Origin of the sequence: Pseudomonas syringae pv. tagetis (assembly GCF_022557255.1) — a bacterium.
Lineage (GTDB): Bacteria > Pseudomonadota > Gammaproteobacteria > Pseudomonadales > Pseudomonadaceae > Aquipseudomonas > Aquipseudomonas caricapapayae.
The window spans coordinates 42138-61998 of sequence record NZ_CP092923.1; the positions used below are offsets into that span (position 1 = coordinate 42138).

Genomic DNA, 19861 nt, shown 5'->3' on the forward strand with positions numbered 1-19861 from the left:
CTACTCAGCAATTGAATAGGAGCCATTTTTTCACTTCAGTTCGCTAACTTGATACCCGTGGCGACTGAAATCATATTGATCGTCGCCTTGGCTTGATCCAGAGCAGTCGAGTAGTGTTCAGCAACGATATGAATATAACCCAGAGAGGAGTCATTACCGGTCATCGGTAATATCGTCTGCCCTTTGTGAATAGCTATTGAGTGTTCTCTGACCCACGGAAAGTGCTCTTTAATGTAACCCGCATCAACAGTAGCCTGTGCAATCGTTTTTTCCATGGGGGCGAGGCGCCGAGAAGTAGAGAACAGCCTAGATTTTGTCTGAATATCTACAACCTTCCCGAGATAGGTATCTAGCAAAATGTCAAAAGCACTCAGCGATGTGGATTTCTGAAAGAGCGTCGATAAAGCGCCTCCCATAAAACGCGGGTTCACCTCAACCAAATCAACGCCGCCCTCGTTCACAATGACCTCGATGTGAAAAATACCAACATCAAGTTTCAGGCAATCGACTACTTTTTCACAGTATTCGAAAATCGCACTCTCATCGGGATAGTGGCCACGCGGGGCCATAGTTGACTCAATTTCCAATAACTCATTGTGCTTTGCACGATCGCGCTTAGTCAGCATCAATGGATAAAAACCGTGCTCATTCTTCGCCACTTCCGCCGAGTACATTTGCCCGCAAATATATTCCTCAACGGTGTACTCGTCTGAAATAAAGGTGCGAAAAGCACAGTCTATGTCGTTACGCGTCGACACATATTCATCCATGAATTTTCGTAGGTCTTGCGGTGTTTCAAGGTGCGCCGTCAGATATTTGGCGAATCCAGACACGGGTTTGACGATACAGGGATAACCTATAAAGCTCACCGCCGCCGGCAGCTCGCCGAGCGTTCGACATGTGCGATATCCACATTGAGTCAACTTTTCGGCTTTAAGGAGTTCCCGGGCTAGGGCCTTATTCTTGGCATTGGCCACACCCAAATGGGATGTGCCTTTAAGGTTCGCACTCTTGGCTGCCGCAGCAACCGGCTCAACAATATCGTCAAGGGGAGTAAAGACGAACGATATTGGATATTTTTTGCTGATGCGCCTCATGACATCTTCAATTTTTTTTGCGTCAAGAGGCGACTCAATATCATAAGTCTCTACAGTATTTTCACTAAAGAATTCATTCGTTAACGACGTGTGATTACGGGTCAGCTCAGACCTGACAAAGATAACGCCGACTCCTCTTTTATTAGCGGCGATGATGATTGCCGAAGTTACATCCGTGCAATCAACCATCAGTACGTAGTCCATACCTAACTCCCTGATTTTAAATTGAGCGGAACCCATGTCCCTTTGAAATAATTCCAGCGATTCCTAACGATAGAACCGTAATTTTATTGTTGAACGTCCATCCGAAAAAATCGACTTGCTCATCTAAAATTTCGACCAATCATAGCAATCCGTAGCAACCGCGTCACCCACCCGGTGCGTGGCACTCGCCTGCTTCCCCTGCGGTGACTATTCACCTCCCCGCGTACGGATAATGTGTCAATCAGTGTGGATTCTACGGCCATCCGGCCACCAATAAGGCAGGCAGCAACGCAGGATTAATTCACTACCATCGGCCTCTTTTATCGAAGCAGAGAGACCGTCGTAGAGCGGTTATCCAAGCGTAAGATTCGAGAAGTGCTACGTCTCAAATTCGCTGCCAGCTTGCAAATAGGCCGAGCTACCGTCGGTGAGTACCTCAATCGGCTTGCTGCCAGCGACCTCACATCGCCGTCTGCGCTGACTGACGCCAAGCTACATCGGCATCTTTTCGGCCACCGCCCAATGTCCCCAGCGATCGAAGGCCGATGCCTGACTGGACTCATGTACACATCGAGTTGCGCCGACCCTGTAACACTGGGGCTGCTATGGCAGGAATATCGACTTGCTCACCCGCAACGCTTCTAGCACACTTGGTTCTGTGAATACTCTCACCTTTGGGCGGCTAAGGTCGACGTGGTCATGCGCCAGGAGCACTGTGCCTGCGAAAAACTGTTCGTCGATTACGCCGGACAAACCGCGCCGATCATCGACCGACAGAACGGTGAAATCCGCCAAGCTCAGATATTCGTCGCTTTCTTGGGCACGTCGAGCTACACCTTAGCCGACGCCACATGGTCGCAGAAACTGCTCGACGGGCTGGGCTCACACGTACGCTGCTTCACTGTTTCTCAGCGGCACATCACAAATCCTGGTGCCCGACGATCTACGCAACGGTGTCCCAACGCACATCGTTATGTGCCTGGTATAAACCCCTATTACGGCGATCTGGCTGTTGCCGCTGACCGAAAACTGACCCAGTAGAGGCTCTTCTGCCGACTGAAAACTGACCCAGGTGTTCAACTGCTTCTGCTCACTTTTCGAGCAGGAGAACACAGGGTGATCAGCATGGAAATGTTGGGAAAAATCCGGCGGATGTATTTCCGCGACAAGCTCTCGCTGCATCAGATAGCCAAGCGTACCGGGCTGTCTAGAAACACCATCCGAAAATGGGTCAGAGCGCCCGAAGCCACTCAGCCAGCGTACCAACGGTGCGCAACCTTCAATAAGCTCAGCCCTTTTCACGAGACCCTGGAGCAGGCGCTCAAGCGCCGATTCGTTCCGGCCAAAACACAACCGCAGGAGCGCCAAAGCACTTTTTGAGCAGATCAAGGCCGAGGGTTATGACGGCGGTTACAGCCAGCTCACGGCGTTTGTGCGCTCTTGGCGAGGCGAGCAAGGCAAGTCTTTACGCGCTTTTGTACCGCTGACGTTTGCGCTCGGTGAGGCCTTTCAATTTGACTGGAGCGAAGAAGGTCTGCTGATCGGTGGTCTTTTTCGACGTATCCAGGTCTCCCACATGAAGCTGTGCGCGAGTCGCGCATTCTGGTTGGTTGCGTACCCCAGCCAAGGCCACGAGATGCTGTTTGATGCCCATACCCGTTCGTTTGGAGCGTTGGGTGGCGTGCCGCGTCGCGGCATCTACGACAACATGAAAACGGCTGTCGACAAGGTTAACAAAGGCAAAAGCCGCACGGTCAACGCCCGGTTTTCCGTGATGTGCGCGCACTATCTGTTCGATCCGGACTTCTGCAACGTGGCCTCTGGCTGGGAGAAAGGCATCGTCGAAAAGAACGTGCAGGACAGCCGGAGGCGAATCTGGCTCGATGCTCAAAATTGCATGTTCCATACCTTTGAGGAGCTGAATGTCTGGCTCGGCCAACGTTGCCGGTCGCTCTGGAGCGAACTGGTGCATCCGCAGTACAACGGGCTTACGGTGGCCGAGGTCTTGGAGCTGGAGCAGATCGAAATGATGCCAATGCCGACGGCATTTGATGGCTACGTCGAGCGTACCGTGCGGGTCTCCAGCACCTGTCTGATCAGCGTGGCGCGCAATCGTTATTCGGTACCTTGCGAGCGTGTGGGCCAATGGGTCAGCAGCCGTTTGTACCCTTCGCGGATCGTGGTCATTGCCGACGAAACGGTGATCGCCAGTCACGAGCGCCTCTTTGATCGAGATCAGGTCGGTTTTGACTGGCAGCACTACATCCCACTCATCGAACGCAAGCCTGGTGCATTGCGCAACGGCGCGCCATTTGCTGATCTGCCAAAACCGTTACGGCTTCTCAAACGAGGACTGAGGCGTCACACCAACGGTGATCGAATCATGATGCAGGTACTGGCTGCTGTGCCAATTGCGGGTCTCGAACCAGTGCTGGTGGCGGTGGAGCTGGTACTTGAATCGGGAAGTCTGAGCGCCGATCACATCCTCAATGTCGTTGCCCGCCTGACCTCCACCGCACCACCTCCCTGTGTAGAAACCAGCCTGCAACTCAAGGTCGCGCCTGTTGCCAATACGGCACGCTACGACCGGCTTCGTGCGACCGATGAGGAGAATCGCAATGCGTGACCTAATGACTGAACTCAAAGAACTTCGTCTACACGGCATGGCCAGTGCTTGGGAAGAACTGGTCTCTCAAGGAACAGCGTCGACGGCTTCATCGAAATGGCTGCTGGAACATCTGCTTCAGCAGGAACATGCGGATCGCGCGGTGCGCTCGGTGAATCATCAGATGAACATGGCAAAACTCCCCATGCACCGTGACTTAGCTGGCTTTGACTTCAGCGCTTCCAGCGCTGATGCCCGGCTGGTCAGCGATCTATCCAGCTTGGCGTTCACTGAAACCGCGCAGAATGTCGTGTTCATCGGCGGCCCTGGAACCGGGAAAACACACCTGGCCAGTGCCTTGGCTGTATCCGGAATCACGGCCCACAACAAACGCGTGCGCTTCTTTTCCACGGTGGATCTGGTGAATCTGCTGGAGCGTGAGAAGTACGATGGCAAGGCAGGGCGAATCGCCCAGGCACTGCTGCGCACAGACCTGGTGATACTGGATGAACTCGGATATTTGCCCTTCAGCCAAAGCGGTGGCGCCCTGTTATTTCACCTGCTGTCCAAACTGTACGAACACACCAGCGTGGTCATCACCACCAACCTGAGCTTCTCGGAATGGTCGAGTGTGTTTGGCGACGCCAAGATGACCACCGCGTTGCTGGATCGGCTGACACACCACTGCCACATCGTCGAAACGGGCAACGAGTCCTACCGCCTACAACACAGCACCTTGGCCGCCCAGACAAAGATCAAGTCACGGGAACGAAAGCGCAAGGACGGATATGATGTCGAGGACGATGAGCCATTTTAATCCGCACCATAAATGCCCTGCTGCATGCGGTGGGGCTTGATGCGTCTTGAATCGGCACACTGCTGCTAAGCTTATCCACAATTGCTGGGGCAAAAATCAGCAATCCGTCCTGGGTCAATTTTCAATCGGCAGGGTGGGTCAGTTTTCAATCAGCGCCAACAATCTGGCCGAGCATTACGGTATCGCCGTATTACCTGCTCGCTCGCGCAAACCCAAGGACGAAGCCACGGTTGAAGCCGGCGTGCAAGTGCTCGAGCGCAGGATCCTCGCAGTGTTACGCAACCGCTAGTTCTTCTCGATTGGCGAACTCAATACCACTATCTCACTGCTGCTGGATCGTCTCAATCGCAAGCCCTCCAAGGAGCTGCCCGGCTCACGCTGGTCAACCTTCAAGAGCATCGACCAACCCGCGCTGCAACCGTTATCGGAACACCCATACGTCTTCGCCGAGTGGAAAAAAGTACGCGCCCATATCGACTACCACGTCGAGGTCGATGGCCACTTCGACTCGGTGCCGTACCAGTAGTGACGCATCAATTCGAAGTATGCCTGACCGCGCAGACCGTCGAGTGCTTCCACGCCAACTAGCGCGTGTCCAGCCATGTGCCGTCGGTGCATAAAGGCCCCCACACCGCTCAAGCCGCGCATATGCCCAAAAGCCGCCGCGAACACGCTGAGTGGACACCGCAACGACTGATCCTCTAGGTCGAGCAGACCGGGCCCAACACCGCTTGCGTCATAGCCTATATCCTTGAACGCCGAATCCATCCGCGGCACGGCTTCTACGCCTACCTGGGGATCCTGCGCTTGGGCAAACAGTACGGTGATGGATCCTGCGCCAATGGCCGGAGCGCCTTCCGCTAGCCCAGCAAAACCTGCAGCTACTGCCGACGAACACATTAATCTATGCGGCCCCGACTATTATCACTAGGCTGAAAAAGGAGCAGCAAATCGTGCGCATGCACGGGGTGATCAAGGCGTTGAGCGAGCAACACGCCACGCCTAATATCAATAATCTGAAATTCGGTGAACGCCTCGGCCTGATGGTCGACTGCGAAGTGACGGACCACGAAGACGCCCCGTATGACCATTCGCCTCAAATCGGCGCGGTTGCGCCACAGCTCCAGCCTGGGAGGCATCGACTATCGTAGCCCGCGCGGCCTGGACAAGGCCATGATCTTGCAACTGGGGGGGTGGCTGCGCGACAGCATAATCCTAATCATCTGCGGGCCAGTAGCCGTAGGCAAAACCTGGCTCGCCTGCAAGCTGGCCCAAAAGGCCGGTTGCGATGGCTAGAGCGTCCGTTACCTGCCCTTGCCGAGCTTGATAGAAGAACTGGGCCTGGTACACGGCGATGGCCGCTCCGCCAAGTTAATGGCCAGCTATGCCGAGACTGACCCGCTGATCTGGGACGACTGGGGTGGGCGCCCGTTACCGCTGCTCAGCGGCGCGACATGCTTGAGCTGCTGGGCGACCGCTACGGCAACGACCCAACGCTGATCACCAGCCAGATGATGGATAAATGGCACGCGCTGATCGGCGTTCCGACCTTGGGCGGCGCGATCCTAGACCGCTTTGTACACAACGCTTATCGGATCGAACTGAAAGGCGAATCGATGCGCAAGGGCGCAACGAAATTGACGGCGGCAGGGCCATCAGGCTGACGATGCAAACCTGTGTCGCTGCGATCCGCTTGGCCGGATGGTGTGGAATGCGCATCCGTTAGTTTATAACTAGCATGCTCAGGTGTATCATCACTTGGCGGCTATGGATTTCAGCGCCGTAGGCGCGTTACCCCCGCTTCAAATGGGTGCATAACTCGCAGTCCCAAAGTTTGAGGCTGTTACACCTCAATAATAAAAATAACTCTTTTAAATGCTCTAAAGTTAAAACGTGCTGCCAACCAATCAGGGACTGACTATGAAGGTATCAATAAGACACGTTGAAATATTTAAAGCGGTTATGGCGTCCGGGAGCATTACCGGAGCCGCTGACGCGCTAGGCACCTCTCAGCCGACTGTTAGCCGTGACTTATCCAGCTTCGAAAGCTGCATAGGCATGCAATTATTCGAAAGGTCCAAAGGTCGACTGAGAGCAACCAGGGAGGGGTTAGCCCTTTATGACCAAATAATCAAAACGTATGACGGATTATTAAAAATCGGCTTGGCAGCCGCAGAAATAAAACAGGGGTTATTTGAAAAAATAACTATTGTAAGCTTGCCCATTCTTGCGCAAACATTACTCCCTGGTTCGTTTTCAAAGTTTCTTTTAGATTATCCGGAATTGCACATCAGCTTAACCACACATGACTCTCCCGTATTGGAAGAAAGCCTATCATCTCAGTCCTATGACCTTGGCTTGATCGAAGGTTCAATAGCCCCTATAGGAACAATCGCTGAGCCTTTACTGAGGCTTGATGAGGTATGCATACTGCCTCCTCATCACCCTTTGTGTTACCAAACGGTAATCGACCCAGCCTCTCTGGCGAACCACAACTTCGTCCATCTCGCACCCAACGATCCTTATCGGCATCAGTTAGACAACCTGTTCAGCACACAGGGCATCAATCGTCGGCAAATACTCGAAGTCGACAATTCTGCAACTATTTGCCAGATGGTTTTACATGGGGTGGGCGTATCAATCATTAACCCTCTTGCGGCTAACGCTTATGCTAGCCAAGGCCTCCAAGTTCGAAGGCTTTCAACTTCAATTCCCTTTACAGTAAGTATTATCAGGCCCATCCAGCGAAGTACGTCACATATCATTGAGTCCTTGATTAAGCATATTCGCATTACCGGAAACGATCTATCCCTCCCAATACAGGAACCTCAGTGAATAACCAGCTGGTTGGGGTCGCTTAAATAAATCTCCTTCTGACTAGCTATAGTTGTTCAATCGGCCAGCAGTCGGAGATTGCCCGTCAATTATAAGGACATCACCCTCGTTCCAGAAGAGATTGCCGTACCCCTCCATCGCGTCAGATCATCCATCAACATGATAGCAGACGCGCTCGAGTCACCTTGTAGGGATGCTCCGATCAACTTGTCGCACAGCGGTGGTAAGCCGTAATTTTCCAGGCACACTGCGGTATTTCCTGAAAACGACCTGATGCAGAGCGAGTCGAGCGCGTTTTCTTCCGGTTTTCCGTGTTAAGCGCGTAACTCACGCATACCCAGCAGTCGTTTTAGAGCCATCCATAGGTTCGATAGGGCAAACAGCGCAGTCAACTGAGCCGTGTTTTCATGAGCTGTTGGCGCTGATTGAAAACTGACCCACCCTGCCGATTGAAAATTGACCCAGGACGGATTGCTGATTTTTGCCCCAGCAATTGTGGATAAGCTTAGCAGCAGTGTGCCGATTCAAGACGCATCAAGCCCCACCGCATGCAGCAGGGCATTTATGGTGCGGATTAAAATGGCTCATCGTCCTCGACATCATATCCGTCCTTGCGCTTTCGTTCCCGTGACTTGATCTTTGTCTGGGCGGCCAAGGTGCTGTGTTGTAGGCGGTAGGACTCGTTGCCCGTTTCGACGATGTGGCAGTGGTGTGTCAGCCGATCCAGCAACGCGGTGGTCATCTTGGCGTCGCCAAACACACTCGACCATTCCGAGAAGCTCAGGTTGGTGGTGATGACCACGCTGGTGTGTTCGTACAGTTTGGACAGCAGGTGAAATAACAGGGCGCCACCGCTTTGGCTGAAGGGCAAATATCCGAGTTCATCCAGTATCACCAGGTCTGTGCGCAGCAGTGCCTGGGCGATTCGCCCTGCCTTGCCATCGTACTTCTCACGCTCCAGCAGATTCACCAGATCCACCGTGGAAAAGAAGCGCACGCGTTTGTTGTGGGCCGTGATTCCGGATACAGCCAAGGCACTGGCCAGGTGTGTTTTCCCGGTTCCAGGGCCGCCGATGAACACGACATTCTGCGCGGTTTCAGTGAACGCCAAGCTGGATAGATCGCTGACCAGCCGGGCATCAGCGCTGGAAGCGCTGAAGTCAAAGCCAGCTAAGTCACGGTGCATGGGGAGTTTTGCCATGTTCATCTGATGATTCACCGAGCGCACCGCGCGATCCGCATGTTCCTGCTGAAGCAGATGTTCCAGCAGCCATTTCGATGAAGCCGTCGACGCTGTTCCTTGAGAGACCAGTTCTTCCCAAGCACTGGCCATGCCGTGTAGACGAAGTTCTTTGAGTTCAGTCATTAGGTCACGCATTGCGATTCTCCTCATCGGTCGCACGAAGCCGGTCGTAGCGTGCCGTATTGGCAACAGGCGCGACCTTGAGTTGCAGGCTGGTTTCTACACAGGGAGGTGGTGCGGTGGAGGTCAGGCGGGCAACGACATTGAGGATGTGATCGGCGCTCAGACTTCCCGATTCAAGTACCAGCTCCACCGCCACCAGCACTGGTTCGAGACCCGCAATTGGCACAGCAGCCAGTACCTGCATCATGATTCGATCACCGTTGGTGTGACGCCTCAGTCCTCGTTTGAGAAGCCGTAACGGTTTTGGCAGATCAGCAAATGGCGCGCCGTTGCGCAATGCACCAGGCTTGCGTTCGATGAGTGGGATGTAGTGCTGCCAGTCAAAACCGACCTGATCTCGATCAAAGAGGCGCTCGTGACTGGCGATCACCGTTTCGTCGGCAATGACCACGATCCGCGAAGGGTACAAACGGCTGCTGACCCATTGGCCCACACGCTCGCAAGGTACCGAATAACGATTGCGCGCCACGCTGATCAGACAGGTGCTGGAGACCCGCACGGTACGCTCGACGTAGCCATCAAATGCCGTCGGCATTGGCATCATTTCGATCTGCTCCAGCTCCAAGACCTCGGCCACCGTAAGCCCGTTGTACTGCGGATGCACCAGTTCGCTCCAGAGCGACCGGCAACGTTGGCCGAGCCAGACATTCAGCTCCTCAAAGGTATGGAACATGCAATTTTGAGCATCGAGCCAGATTCGCCTCCGGCTGTCCTGCACGTTCTTTTCGACGATGCCTTTCTCCCAGCCAGAGGCCACGTTGCAGAAGTCCGGATCGAACAGATAGTGCGCGCACATCACGGAAAACCGGGCGTTGACCGTGCGGCTTTTGCCTTTGTTAACCTTGTCGACAGCCGTTTTCATGTTGTCGTAGATGCCGCGACGCGGCACGCCACCCAACGCTCCAAACGAACGGGTATGGGCATCAAACAGCATCTCGTGGCCTTGGCTGGGGTACGCAACCAACCAGAATGCGCGACTCGCGCACAGCTTCATGTGGGAGACCTGGATACGTCGAAAAAGACCACCGATCAGCAGACCTTCTTCGCTCCAGTCAAATTGAAAGGCCTCACCGAGCGCAAACGTCAGCGGTACAAAAGCGCGTAAAGACTTGCCTTGCTCGCCTCGCCAAGAGCGCACAAACGCCGTGAGCTGGCTGTAACCGCCGTCATAACCCTCGGCCTTGATCTGCTCAAAAAGTGCTTTGGCGCTCCTGCGGTTGTGTTTTGGCCGGAACGAATCGGCGCTTGAGCGCCTGCTCCAGGGTCTCGTGAAAAGGGCTGAGCTTATTGAAGGTTGCGCACCGTTGGTACGCTGGCTGAGTGGCTTCGGGCGCTCTGACCCATTTTCGGATGGTGTTTCTAGACAGCCCGGTACGCTTGGCTATCTGATGCAGCGAGAGCTTGTCGCGGAAATACATCCGCCGGATTTTTCCCAACATTTCCATGCTGATCACCCTGTGTTCTCCTGCTCGAAAAGTGAGCAGAAGCAGTTGAACACCTGGGTCAGTTTTCAGTCGGCAGAAGAGCCTCTACTGGGTCAGTTTTCGGTCAGCGGCAACAGTCGGTAGAAATCGACACAGAAATGACATTGGTTATGCCGGGAATAATGTCGTTCCTGCCTACCGAACTGGCTGGCTCTCTAAAAGCTATTTGCCTAAAAGGTCATAAAATTAGTCCGGTTTTTGCCCCTGGAGCTCAATGGCATACCGGATAAAGGCTGCACTCAGATGCATGGCTAGCTCTGCATCCATCTCATCAGATTTTGGCTTTTCAGTACCGCCGTGCCTAACCCCAGGTTCGGCGTTAGTATATGCGTAAAATTTTTCCATGACAGTTACGAGCATCGGCGGAACTGATCCGTCCTTTTTCATCCGATTTAGCACGTCACCAAGTGTGGCAGTTTTGTTGTAAAGAACCTTTCCTACGCTCTCGAAAGCGCTCACCGATTCTTTAATCGAGTTCTCGTAGTCCTTGTGAGTTCCCAACACATATCGCTTGGCTTTTCTAAAATGCTCACGTGCCGCGTCAAACTGATCGAAGTTTTTTTCGATGGCATCAAGGCGGTCTGCTAAATCATTGGGAAGAGCTGATTCGAGCTGGCTCCTGCTATTCAACCGCCAGCCAACCTGGTGTTTGGCAAAGATTTCGTTAACCTTTACGCGGTACGCGTCGAAGGTGTATGCGGAAAAGTCGATAAACCCAGGGGCGCCATGATAGACGCGCTCCACCGACATCAGTTCATCGCCAACGGCCTCCACACAGTCGTAAAACTGATACCACTCACAATGTTTTATTGTATAAGCGAGGCCGTCGTTGCATGTCCAAGAATCCCAATCCTGATCGTCCATTTGACGCCGGGTTTCAATGCATAAACGCTCGTTGAGTTTCTTAATGCCTAAGGGCAATTTGTCTTTATTTTTTACCCGGCTGTCCAGATCAACGTAGGTGAGTTTGGAGAGCACGGTGATGAAAAACTCGTCTCGCAGCCACATGGGAGCATCTTCAACGATAGGTCCTTGTAGACGATTTGGATCGAAATTGTTTCGATGAGAAAATTTCAAAAGCTCGCTCCGTGTGGACTGTGCAGGCCCAAGGCCGTCCTGCTTCGAAGCTTAGCACTTGAATTTAAGGACGTATGCGGCGCGCTGAAGATGATAGGTAGCGAACCAAACTGGGATCAGCCGCCAACTCAAGAGCTTAATGCAGGTTTACGCTTTTGGCCGATCTCGGCCTAGTGCCAAGGGCTGCACCGGGTCGAAAGCAGCCGGTCGTGGCTGACCGCTTTCGACCCACAGCAGCCCCTCGCGACAGGCAGCAATCGGCCAGAAGCAGTCAGTCGGCGGATAGGCTTGGCAAACCGTTGTCATCGAGATCCGGACGACAGATGGTAGCTAATGAAAAACCACGAAATCTAATATTTATTCTTTATTCTTGAAGAGTATTTAGTCACCAGTTTGGCCAGCAACCAGGCCAGAAAAGTCACAATGATTAAAGAAGCAATTAGTATCGTAAAGATTACCATTGTTTCCGCATCCTCTATCCCGTTGACACTGAAGACATCGTGCAGGGACAAATAAATTGCATTACCAACTGGTGTTTCTAATCCGCTCCGTACCAATCCGCTAAGTATCAGGGTTCGCGTTAAAATGGAGGCTATTATAACTACGGCGAAGACTTTAATGGTGGCTTTAATAAAGCGCATTATTTCTTGTTCCTGGGGTCAATAACATCTAAAACTCCAAAGTATTTTTTTTCGGATCCGGGGATTCTGTCTCCGTCCATATTGCGCAAGTAAATGCTTAGTTGATCAAAGCCAAGTTGAGATGTCATGGTAACACATCCCTCGCTTAAGCCTAGGGGACCTATAGGGTGCAGTCTGAAATTACCTCTCGTCACGTTGCTGACGATGGTTTCATCATCAATACTTCCGTCGTCACGGTAAAGTGAAAACCAATGACTCCGATCAGTCCGGGCAAACAAATCTGAGATCGGCTCTCGGAGCCAGCCCATTCTTCCGCCGCTTTCCCGATCAAGAATATAATATCGGCCAGGCGGCAGTGGCCCCTGTTTTAGATCACCCACTGCAGCAGGATCGTTGGCGAAGCCAGTTAATCCTGAAAAAGCCTCATAGTTTTCATTATTACTGCACTTCAGCTGGCTCATCGGCTGGCCTGTCAATTCAAAAGTGCAGTACGCTACTTTGTTCGTATCTATTGATTGGGTGTCCATGGGTATACATCTCCTTGTGTGATATCAGGCGTATACCTTGTTGGAAATTGCATCCCAACCGCCCACCACCTGGCCGCCCCCTTGCCCATCTGCGCGTTTTTGTTGTGTATAGGTCATTTTGATACGGCCATAATTCAGACGTACCGTTTCTGTGGGAAAGCCGCCCTCTACATCTCCGTTACCGTTAAGTGAAACGGAGGAAATAATGACCTCTTCAAGTACGATTTCCAAATATTTGAGCTTGTCTGTTCCTGCACGGTTGACCGCGAGTGTGACCTCTTTGAAGTGCTTTCCACTACAGCAGGCTTCGTGCAGCTTTGGGGTGGCTTTGTCCACGGTTTTGCGGAAGAAGAGGTCACTCATACGAGCACGACCACTCGTTGCTCCGCCTGCACTGGTAGCCGTGACCGAGGCGGACTGGCTTGCTCCTAGATCGAAATTTTCCATTTCGATCCAGTCCTTAAATTGAGCGTCAAGAGCTTCACCTGGAATTCCGTCGATTTTCAAATACGCGTCAAAGGCCATGTCGGTAATCATCCCTGCTGATTGATTTACAGTATATTGAGTGGCTTACTTTGTGGGGTCAACCGGGCTGCTCTCCAAATTGTTGGCGCTGATTGAAAACTGCCCGCTGCGAGTGGCGGGTGTTGGCCGTCTGCTGCCCCTCGCTCATCTCAAGTAGCCATAACGCGCCCTATGTTCAATAGACCCCCACGGCAAAGCCCACCCCGGTGGGCTTTTTTGCGACCGATGGACGCCAGCGTCGGCGTGTGTGGCTCAACATTGCCCTCTGCGGTTGATTTTAACCCAACGAACTCCAGAACGTCCTCGTATCGTTACCCATCACTACCCGGCAAATGAATGACTTGAGGTCACTGCAAGACACTGCCCCCGAACTGGCCGAACTGACATCCACGATCGCATTAGCCTTTAACGCCTCGGCCTTAGAGAACCGCACATGTCCCGGCTGATCATTGAGCCCGCCTGCCGCCGCATCCTGGCTCGTAAGCCCGGCAGTCAAGCAGCCATGATTCGGCACCTGGAAACCTTCGGTGAACTGAACTGCCCGAGCAGGTGAGTGAGCTCACCATCCGCCTCCAGGAGTTGGCTTGATCGTGCCGCGTGGTATTCCGAAAAAAGCTCTGCGCGTCGTGCCCGAGGGCGGCGCTGTAAGCGACGCGCTGGTCAGCCGTCATTGCGAGAAGTGGACGTTGGCCATCCGCATCGCAGGCGTTGGTAGTCGCTGGCTCCCGGTACACTCGCGCCGTGAGGCGTTGCGTGCCTAGGCAAGCCTCACGCCGGTCGGGCGGTTTGCCGAGACGGCCGTGATCCGCACGTCCAAGTCGAAATTTACCGAAGCTGGCTACGCCACGAGATGTGCGCAGACTGCCTCTCTGACGCCTGCTTCTGGTCGATAGCGGCCCATTGCCCGTATGGCACAGAGGCAGCGGCAGCGTTACACAGTTCCGTATTGTTACATCACATACATAGGAACTCTTGGCGACGTGTTACAGTTTTTTTATCCTTAATTTTCATATAGTTAAATATATTAGCTACACATGAAACACCAGTTACACCGCATTTGAAGGGGCTGTCCCCCGCCCCCCAATGAAGTGAGCCCCATCAGCGAATGGAATCCAACATGCGCGGGGGACCCTGAGGACTTCCGCTGCATACGGGGCAGGGAACCCGCGCATCTTGAGTAGCCGACGTTTTCACAGCTTAGTGAACTGGTCAACCCGGTGAACTCACTCAATCAGGTGGTGAACCCGGATGTTCATTCCTTCAGCTACTGATCTGCTGCCGTCAACCTGTCAACTGTCAACCAACGTCAACCGATCAGCAGCTACCAAATCCACGCGGGTTTCATGCCCCGTACCGGAGGAAAAGCCTCAGGGTCCCCAGCAGCTTTTCGACCCCACTACCCTTCTGGTCAGACAAAAGGCACCGCCGAGCGAGACGCCGACTAGTATCAGCTCCGAGAACGTCATTAATCAGGATAGGGAAAGCGCTATGGATATGGTTCGCGTCAACTCATCAGCGATCACAGCTGTCGGCTATGACCCCGCTACCGGCAGGATGAGGATCACTTTCAAGCGAGGACGTCCTTACGACTATTGCCACGTTCCGCCGAACATCCATCAAGGCTTGATGGCGGCGGGCTCGAAAGGTACTTATTTCGACCGGATGATCAGGGATCGATACCAGTGCTAGGCTGGGGCATACAAGCTCATTTAGAGCCTAGCGCACACCCAGCACGGCGGGCCCTGTATGCCTACGTGTATGCCTAACCAGACTACCGCAAGCGTAACCCTTATAAACCGGGCCTCTGACAGCCCAGTTCAAACGACGCCTGGGCCTAAGACTAAGCATGGGTAGGGAACGACGAGCGATAGTCTAGTCAACTCAAACGCTGCCCTCACGTTCGATGACCAGAATCCGTGCTTCTCCTCGAGGACGCGCAACATGCTCACACCCAGCTCCCGCGTAAAACACGTCGCCAACCACCAATGTCACGACGTGCTCAGTGCCTGATTCGCGATAATGCATATCTACCGTGCCGTCGAGCACTGCGAAAACTTCCTCACCATCGTTGACATGCCACTTATAAGGCTGGTCGGTCCAGTGCAGGCGGACGGTGGTTCCATCCATGTTAGCGATGTCGTCAGCCCCCCAAGCGCGAGTGGCCGTGAAATCTTTGCTCCGAATAACTCTCATTGACTGCGGCTCTTGAACAGGTGGTGATTTCTACCATATCAGAACCCTCGACTTCTGCTCGAAAAGGAGACCTGGACTGAGCAGTTGTTCAACAGGCTCAAGGAAAACGTCGGATCTGTAGGCGTTACGACAAACTCGTCAACAGCTTTAAAGCGATGGCCACACTGGTCTGCATCGACAAATGCTGACGAGCTGAATTGTTAGGCAACCCCTACAACCGCGCGCCCTACTGCGGCCAGAAAAGGACTGCCGAGGTCCGTATGCAGACTGTCAGATCCAGTGGTACTGAGCTAAAAGCGACTACCGGGCAATAAGATGAAAAAAAGAGGGTGCCCTGCTAACCTCCGCCAGATTAGAGTGCTCCTCGACAGGCCAGGTGCCTTTTGCGATGACATCGCCAGGAAAACGTAATCAGGAACATCGTCTGGCAGTGGATAACATTATGAAGGCTCGGTGCCCCAGCTGCGGTCATATCCCCATCAGGCTGCCGCCTACCCATAAGTGCCCCGAATGCGGAGTCTTTTCTCACGAGTGGCTGATTTATGACTGGGAAAGCTTTGCCTCCTCCAGGCGTGGGCACCTCAAATGCAATGTTCTGATCATCGTCACGGTGGTCATTAACATGATTGCCCTGGTGACGCTTGAATCCGGTAATTTCTATTTGTGGGCGCTAAACCTTTTAGCTATTCCCGCGACGATCAGTTTGTCTCTATGCCTCTACGATCTTCGAGGACAAGCTGAGTACGAAGGGCATGACAGTAGCGCGGTTACCCCTTGGTTCATGTGTTTCTCGGGTCTTTGACCCGTATGTTTGCTATTGGTCTACAGAGACCACAGACAGCGTGTTGCAAGTGTTCAATGTTGCCCCCGTCAGAGATTCCGGCTCAGCTATTGGCAATGGGCGATGGCAGCAGGCTTCCCGAAAAGATGTCCGCCGAACCGGAACGGGCGGGCGATGCCTTGGGTCGCTGATCAACATTGAAATGCGCCGGCTCAAGCCGCGCTGCTGGCAAGCACCACCCCGCTACAACCGGAAACAACCCCTATCAGATTTAGCGGACGCGCGATGGTAAGAGCGTTTCGACGAAACTATAAAAATACCTAAACCACGACTCCAGCGAGTAAAGTACCGCCGCCCGAGATTTGGATCCGGGCGTTTTCCATGGAGTTTTATCGTGAAGTCAGTTAGTAAAGTTGTCGCTGCAGCAGTATGTGGTCTGGTTCTGGCAGGTTGCACCGGCACCCCTATGAAAACCCCGCAATACGACAGCAGCCAATACACCGTCGTCGGTCACAGTGAAGCAAGCGCCACCGGCCTGATGCTCTTCGGTCTGATCCCGATTCGTCAGAACGACCGTTTTGTTCGCGCGCAGAACAGCGCCATTCAGGCCAAGGGTGGCGATGCGCTGATCAATACCCAAGTGCAGGAAAAGTGGTTCTGGGCCTGGGTGCTGAACGGCTATACCACCACCGTTTCTGGTGACGTGATCAAGCTGAAAACCGCTAAATAAGCGCTGCTCGGTTTCAGAAAGCCCGGTTCGCCGGGCTTTTCTGTTTCTGGCTATTGGCGGATGCGCTGCCAGGCGATGGTTTAATAGCAGACACGTATCGCTGCCAACCGCTAAAGGTTTAGCATCCTGCCCGACCTCCCGATGTGAAGTTTTCTGCATGACGGCCTTCTACCTCAAGTTACTCGTCACCCCCGCGCTCATGCTGGCCATTTCCTTGGCGGCCAGGCGCTGGGGTGCTGGCGTGGCGGGGCTGCTTTCCGGACTGCCAATGACCTCGGCGCTGGTCATGCTGTTTCTCAGCCTTGAGCAAGGCACCGAATTCGCATCGATGGCGTTGCCGGGCGCGTTGGCCGGGCTGGCGGCGATTCAGGCGACGTATCTGTTTTATTTTCTGGTCACTCGACGCGTTTCAGCGTTGACGGGATGCGTCCTGGCCTTGGCGGTATATGGCGCGACGGCCTTTCTGATGAACCTGTTGGGCTTGCTGGCGCTGTCGATCATTTTCACGCTGCTGATGGTTGCCTTGATCATCGTCGCCACCTCGAAACAGACGCCGCCGGACGTAGCGTCCTACATTGCGCTGCCGCGCTGGGTCATTCCGATGCGAATGCTGACGGCCACCCTTCTGCTGCTGGCGATTACCGCAAGTGCCACCTGGCTCGGGCCTGTGGTCAGTGGGCTGCTTGCGCCGATCCCGGTGATCGCCTGGCCGCTTGCTGTATTTGTCCACGTTCAAGGCGGGCGTTATGAACTGGCGGCGATCATCCGGGGCAATGCCATTGGTGCCGTCGGGGTGGTGAGTTTCTACCTGACCCTTAGGTACTCCATATTGCAATGGGGCGCGCTTTTGTCTATCACGGCTGCCGTTTTGCTGGCTGTCGTGGTGACGGCTGGGTTGGCGCGGTTGTTGGCGAAGCGGTAGGGTTTATAGCTGATCCGCCGAAATCGTGTATGCATCAGTGTGGTGCTTCAGAAGCACCACACCCAAGATTTTCCTGCTTATAGCGGTTTTGACTGCTGCATCTGGGCCTTCAGATGGCGCTGACGCCTGATGAACTCAAAAATTAGCTACCAAGACGACAATCTGCGATGCTCAGCATCTGCTCCATCGACGAAATTTTTAATGGGATAATGTAGAATCACTTGTATCCTGTACAACTAAAAAATTTAATAATAAAAGATTTCTTTTTCTTTTCAGTATGCGATTCAATTGATTTGAGTATTCTGCTAAAAAAACATGCTTTTCAACACCAGATATTTCAGGAATAAAATAAAGTTCATACCACGACAGTATCTCATCAACTGAAAAATCGCCGAACTTTGGAGCCGTATATAAATGGCTATATCTTTTTCAGTGAGAGACTAGAGCAATAAGATTTGCTTGACATCTATTGCGCGATTACCGTCTTCGACGGTAAGCTGTCCCGTTCTTTGATCCTCAGGCAGATAGTCGAACAATCCATCACTCAACTCTTTCACAAAGCTTATCAACTCCATATGTCCGCGCATTGCAAAACCCCCAAGGTGTATGACCAAGGGGGCGTGTTTTAGCCCTCCCCAGTCCGCTAAGTGAGCGACGTTAACAACATTAGTCTGCAGCTATAGTATTTGTTTGTGAGTTGGGTTTATGGGGATCGTGATTTTCTGTGTGTTTTGGTTGCCGGCTTCATCAATCAACAAAAATGTGATTGGGCATTGGCTTCCTTTCGCGGGTATGATGATCTCAAAGCTCATATATTTGGCTGTAACTTTATTTGGTGTTAAGATGCCGCCGGGATGGTGGATGGCGGCACCAGAGGGAACGGAAAAATTCCATTTTTCATCATTTACCCTGAACATTATTCCAACTCTTTCTCCGTGCGAAATAACATTGTTGTTGATTATTAGGTCACCAATTACAGGTGTGTCAGGATCCTGTGTATTGCTTGGAGGAGTTAAATTGAGCGTTTTTGTGGAAACAAAAAAATCAGGATGATTTGTGCTCAATACAAGGTTTTCAATTTGCTCTTTTATATGATGGGATACATGCTCTCCAGCTTTTAAAATTTCGGTTTGAATGTCTTGTTGGTTTCGTAAAATGGCAGTTCTTAAGCTGTGCAGTTCCTGTGTTTCTTCTATTAGCTTTAGCGATTGACTGTGCAGTTCTGTTGCTGAAACTAGTATGGTATCAGTCTTCTTTTGAAGAAAATAAATCACCGCGCTTATGAGCGCGCTGGCGGCGGCGCCCACAATAAAGCTTATTAGAATTTCTGATGCTTCCATGTTTTTGTTTCCCTTGAATAGCTTGGCCTTTGGTTAAGGTACATTGTTTAGCTCGCGTCGGCGAACGAAGCGAATGGTTTGAGCGCATGGTTAGCTAACTGGGTGAGGTACGAGGTGTTTGCATCTCTTCATCTTGGATTATGAACGGCCGCAAAGGGCCCAGAGTGTGTAAAAGCGCCAAGGGGTTCACTTTTAGGTTCTTCAGCTGCCGGAAATCTATAAGCCTCGTGTCCCCGCACTCATACCGTATTGACGTTAGCAGCTGCGCCGATAGTGCCGCCGGAAACCGATACGATGTAGTCGGCCGCTCTTTGGCAGAGGGTGGCGTGCGATGAACGGATTACGAGGGTAAGAGGCATGAGCGAGAGCGGGTCAATGTCGATACGTTCTCCTGATGTGCCGCGAAGCGACAATGTCAGTTCCGTCCATTGGCGATCATCTGAACCTGCGCAGTCACCGTCAGAGTCAACATCACATCCGGTTCCCCATAGATGTTCAGCAATGCAATAAAAGGCCGGCAATGGTCTTTCTGGCGTGATTTGAATGGAATAGCAAGTAGACATGATTTGTTGGCCGCGCCTATCTGTCAGGAGGAGAAAGGGTATCTCGGAGCCTGAGGCTGAGCAATCAGAGTCGCTGCCCCCAGACCTTCTATAT

At 52.8% G+C, this 19861-nt stretch carries 14 protein-coding genes and 5 pseudogenes; 10 read left to right on the forward strand and 9 right to left on the reverse strand.

The features are described from left to right. Positions 1-35 precede the first annotated feature (35 nt). Positions 36-1301, reverse strand: a complete 1266-nt coding sequence (locus tag MME58_RS00165) for an ATP-grasp domain-containing protein (protein ID WP_122239413.1) — start codon at positions 1299-1301, stop codon at positions 36-38. 309 nt (positions 1302-1610) lie between these two features. Between MME58_RS00165 and MME58_RS00170 the strand changes: the two are divergent. The 6 genes and pseudogenes from MME58_RS00170 to MME58_RS00200 form a co-directional block, all read left to right on the forward strand. Next, positions 1611-2312, forward strand: a pseudogene (locus MME58_RS00170) (IS21 family transposase); the annotation flags it as partial. A gap of 114 nt (positions 2313-2426) precedes the next feature. Further along, positions 2427-3927, forward strand: a pseudogene (istA, locus tag MME58_RS00175) (IS21 family transposase). Next, positions 3920-4723, forward strand: a complete 804-nt coding sequence (gene istB / locus MME58_RS00180; protein WP_054986916.1) for an IS21-like element ISPsy20 family helper ATPase IstB — start codon at positions 3920-3922, stop codon at positions 4721-4723. Before istA (MME58_RS00175) ends, istB (MME58_RS00180) begins: the two are co-directional and overlap by 8 nt. A gap of 151 nt (positions 4724-4874) precedes the next feature. Continuing rightward, positions 4875-5654: pseudogene (locus MME58_RS00185) on the forward strand (Mu transposase domain-containing protein); the annotation flags it as partial. Positions 5655-5682: 28 nt separating this feature from the next. Continuing rightward, positions 5683-6387: pseudogene (locus tag MME58_RS00195) on the forward strand (ATP-binding protein). A 256-nt stretch (positions 6388-6643) separates the two neighbouring features. Further along, positions 6644-7558 carry a LysR family transcriptional regulator gene (locus MME58_RS00200; RefSeq protein WP_054986915.1) on the forward strand — a complete coding sequence of 305 codons (915 nt, stop codon included), beginning with the start codon at positions 6644-6646 and terminating at the stop codon, positions 7556-7558. Positions 7559-8132: 574 nt separating this feature from the next. Here the strand turns inward: MME58_RS00200 and istB (MME58_RS00205) are convergent. The 6 genes and pseudogenes from istB (MME58_RS00205) to MME58_RS00230 all read right to left on the reverse strand — a co-directional run bounded on the left by istB (MME58_RS00205) (position 8133) and on the right by MME58_RS00230 (position 13238). Then, complete coding sequence (gene istB, locus MME58_RS00205; protein ID WP_054986916.1) at positions 8133-8936, reverse strand: IS21-like element ISPsy20 family helper ATPase IstB; 804 nt, start codon at positions 8934-8936, stop codon at positions 8133-8135. After that, positions 8929-10429: pseudogene (istA, locus tag MME58_RS00210) on the reverse strand (IS21 family transposase). The gene istB (MME58_RS00205) and the pseudogene istA (MME58_RS00210) overlap by 8 nt, the downstream one beginning before the upstream one ends. Before the next feature lie 225 nt (positions 10430-10654). Further along, complete coding sequence (locus MME58_RS00215; protein ID WP_147479861.1) at positions 10655-11545, reverse strand: AbiJ-NTD4 domain-containing protein; 891 nt, start codon at positions 11543-11545, stop codon at positions 10655-10657. 350 nt (positions 11546-11895) lie between these two features. Next, entirely contained in the window at positions 11896-12186 is a 291-nt protein-coding gene (locus MME58_RS00220; RefSeq protein ID WP_054986918.1) for a hypothetical protein, read from the reverse strand. Beyond that, complete coding sequence (locus MME58_RS00225) at positions 12186-12713, reverse strand: DUF2778 domain-containing protein (RefSeq protein ID WP_055004943.1); 528 nt, start codon at positions 12711-12713, stop codon at positions 12186-12188. The genes MME58_RS00220 and MME58_RS00225 overlap by 1 nt, the downstream gene beginning before the upstream one ends. A 24-nt stretch (positions 12714-12737) precedes the next feature. Beyond that, on the reverse strand, positions 12738-13238 hold the full coding sequence (locus MME58_RS00230; RefSeq protein WP_011169837.1) for an Hcp family type VI secretion system effector: 501 nt from the start codon (positions 13236-13238) through the stop codon (positions 12738-12740). A gap of 584 nt (positions 13239-13822) precedes the next feature. Between MME58_RS00230 and MME58_RS00235 the strand changes: the two genes are divergently transcribed. Together MME58_RS00235 and MME58_RS00240 are read left to right on the forward strand one after the other, a co-directional pair. Then, a complete protein-coding gene (locus MME58_RS00235) occupies positions 13823-13999 on the forward strand; it encodes a hypothetical protein (protein WP_162838972.1) in 177 nt (58 codons plus the stop codon). A gap of 733 nt (positions 14000-14732) precedes the next feature. Next, positions 14733-14927, forward strand: a complete 195-nt coding sequence (locus MME58_RS00240; RefSeq protein ID WP_267898506.1) for a KTSC domain-containing protein — start codon at positions 14733-14735, stop codon at positions 14925-14927. 192 nt (positions 14928-15119) lie between these two features. On the opposite strand, the gene MME58_RS00245 is transcribed toward MME58_RS00240, so the two are convergent. After that, positions 15120-15431 (reverse strand): cupin domain-containing protein, encoded by a 312-nt coding sequence (locus MME58_RS00245; protein WP_054986920.1) that lies wholly within the window; start codon positions 15429-15431, stop codon positions 15120-15122. A 1175-nt stretch (positions 15432-16606) separates the two neighbouring features. On the opposite strand from MME58_RS00245, the gene MME58_RS00250 reads away from it, so the two are divergent. Both MME58_RS00250 and MME58_RS00255 read left to right on the forward strand, forming a co-directional pair. Continuing rightward, entirely contained in the window at positions 16607-16942 is a 336-nt protein-coding gene (locus tag MME58_RS00250; protein WP_016566852.1) for a hypothetical protein, read from the forward strand. A gap of 157 nt (positions 16943-17099) precedes the next feature. Next, a complete protein-coding gene (locus tag MME58_RS00255) occupies positions 17100-17864 on the forward strand; it encodes a hypothetical protein (protein ID WP_055004942.1) in 765 nt (254 codons plus the stop codon). Between the two features lie 677 nt (positions 17865-18541). Here the strand turns inward: MME58_RS00255 and MME58_RS00260 are convergent. Next, a complete protein-coding gene (locus MME58_RS00260) occupies positions 18542-19204 on the reverse strand; it encodes a hypothetical protein (protein WP_054986923.1) in 663 nt (220 codons plus the stop codon). Positions 19205-19861 lie beyond the last annotated feature (657 nt).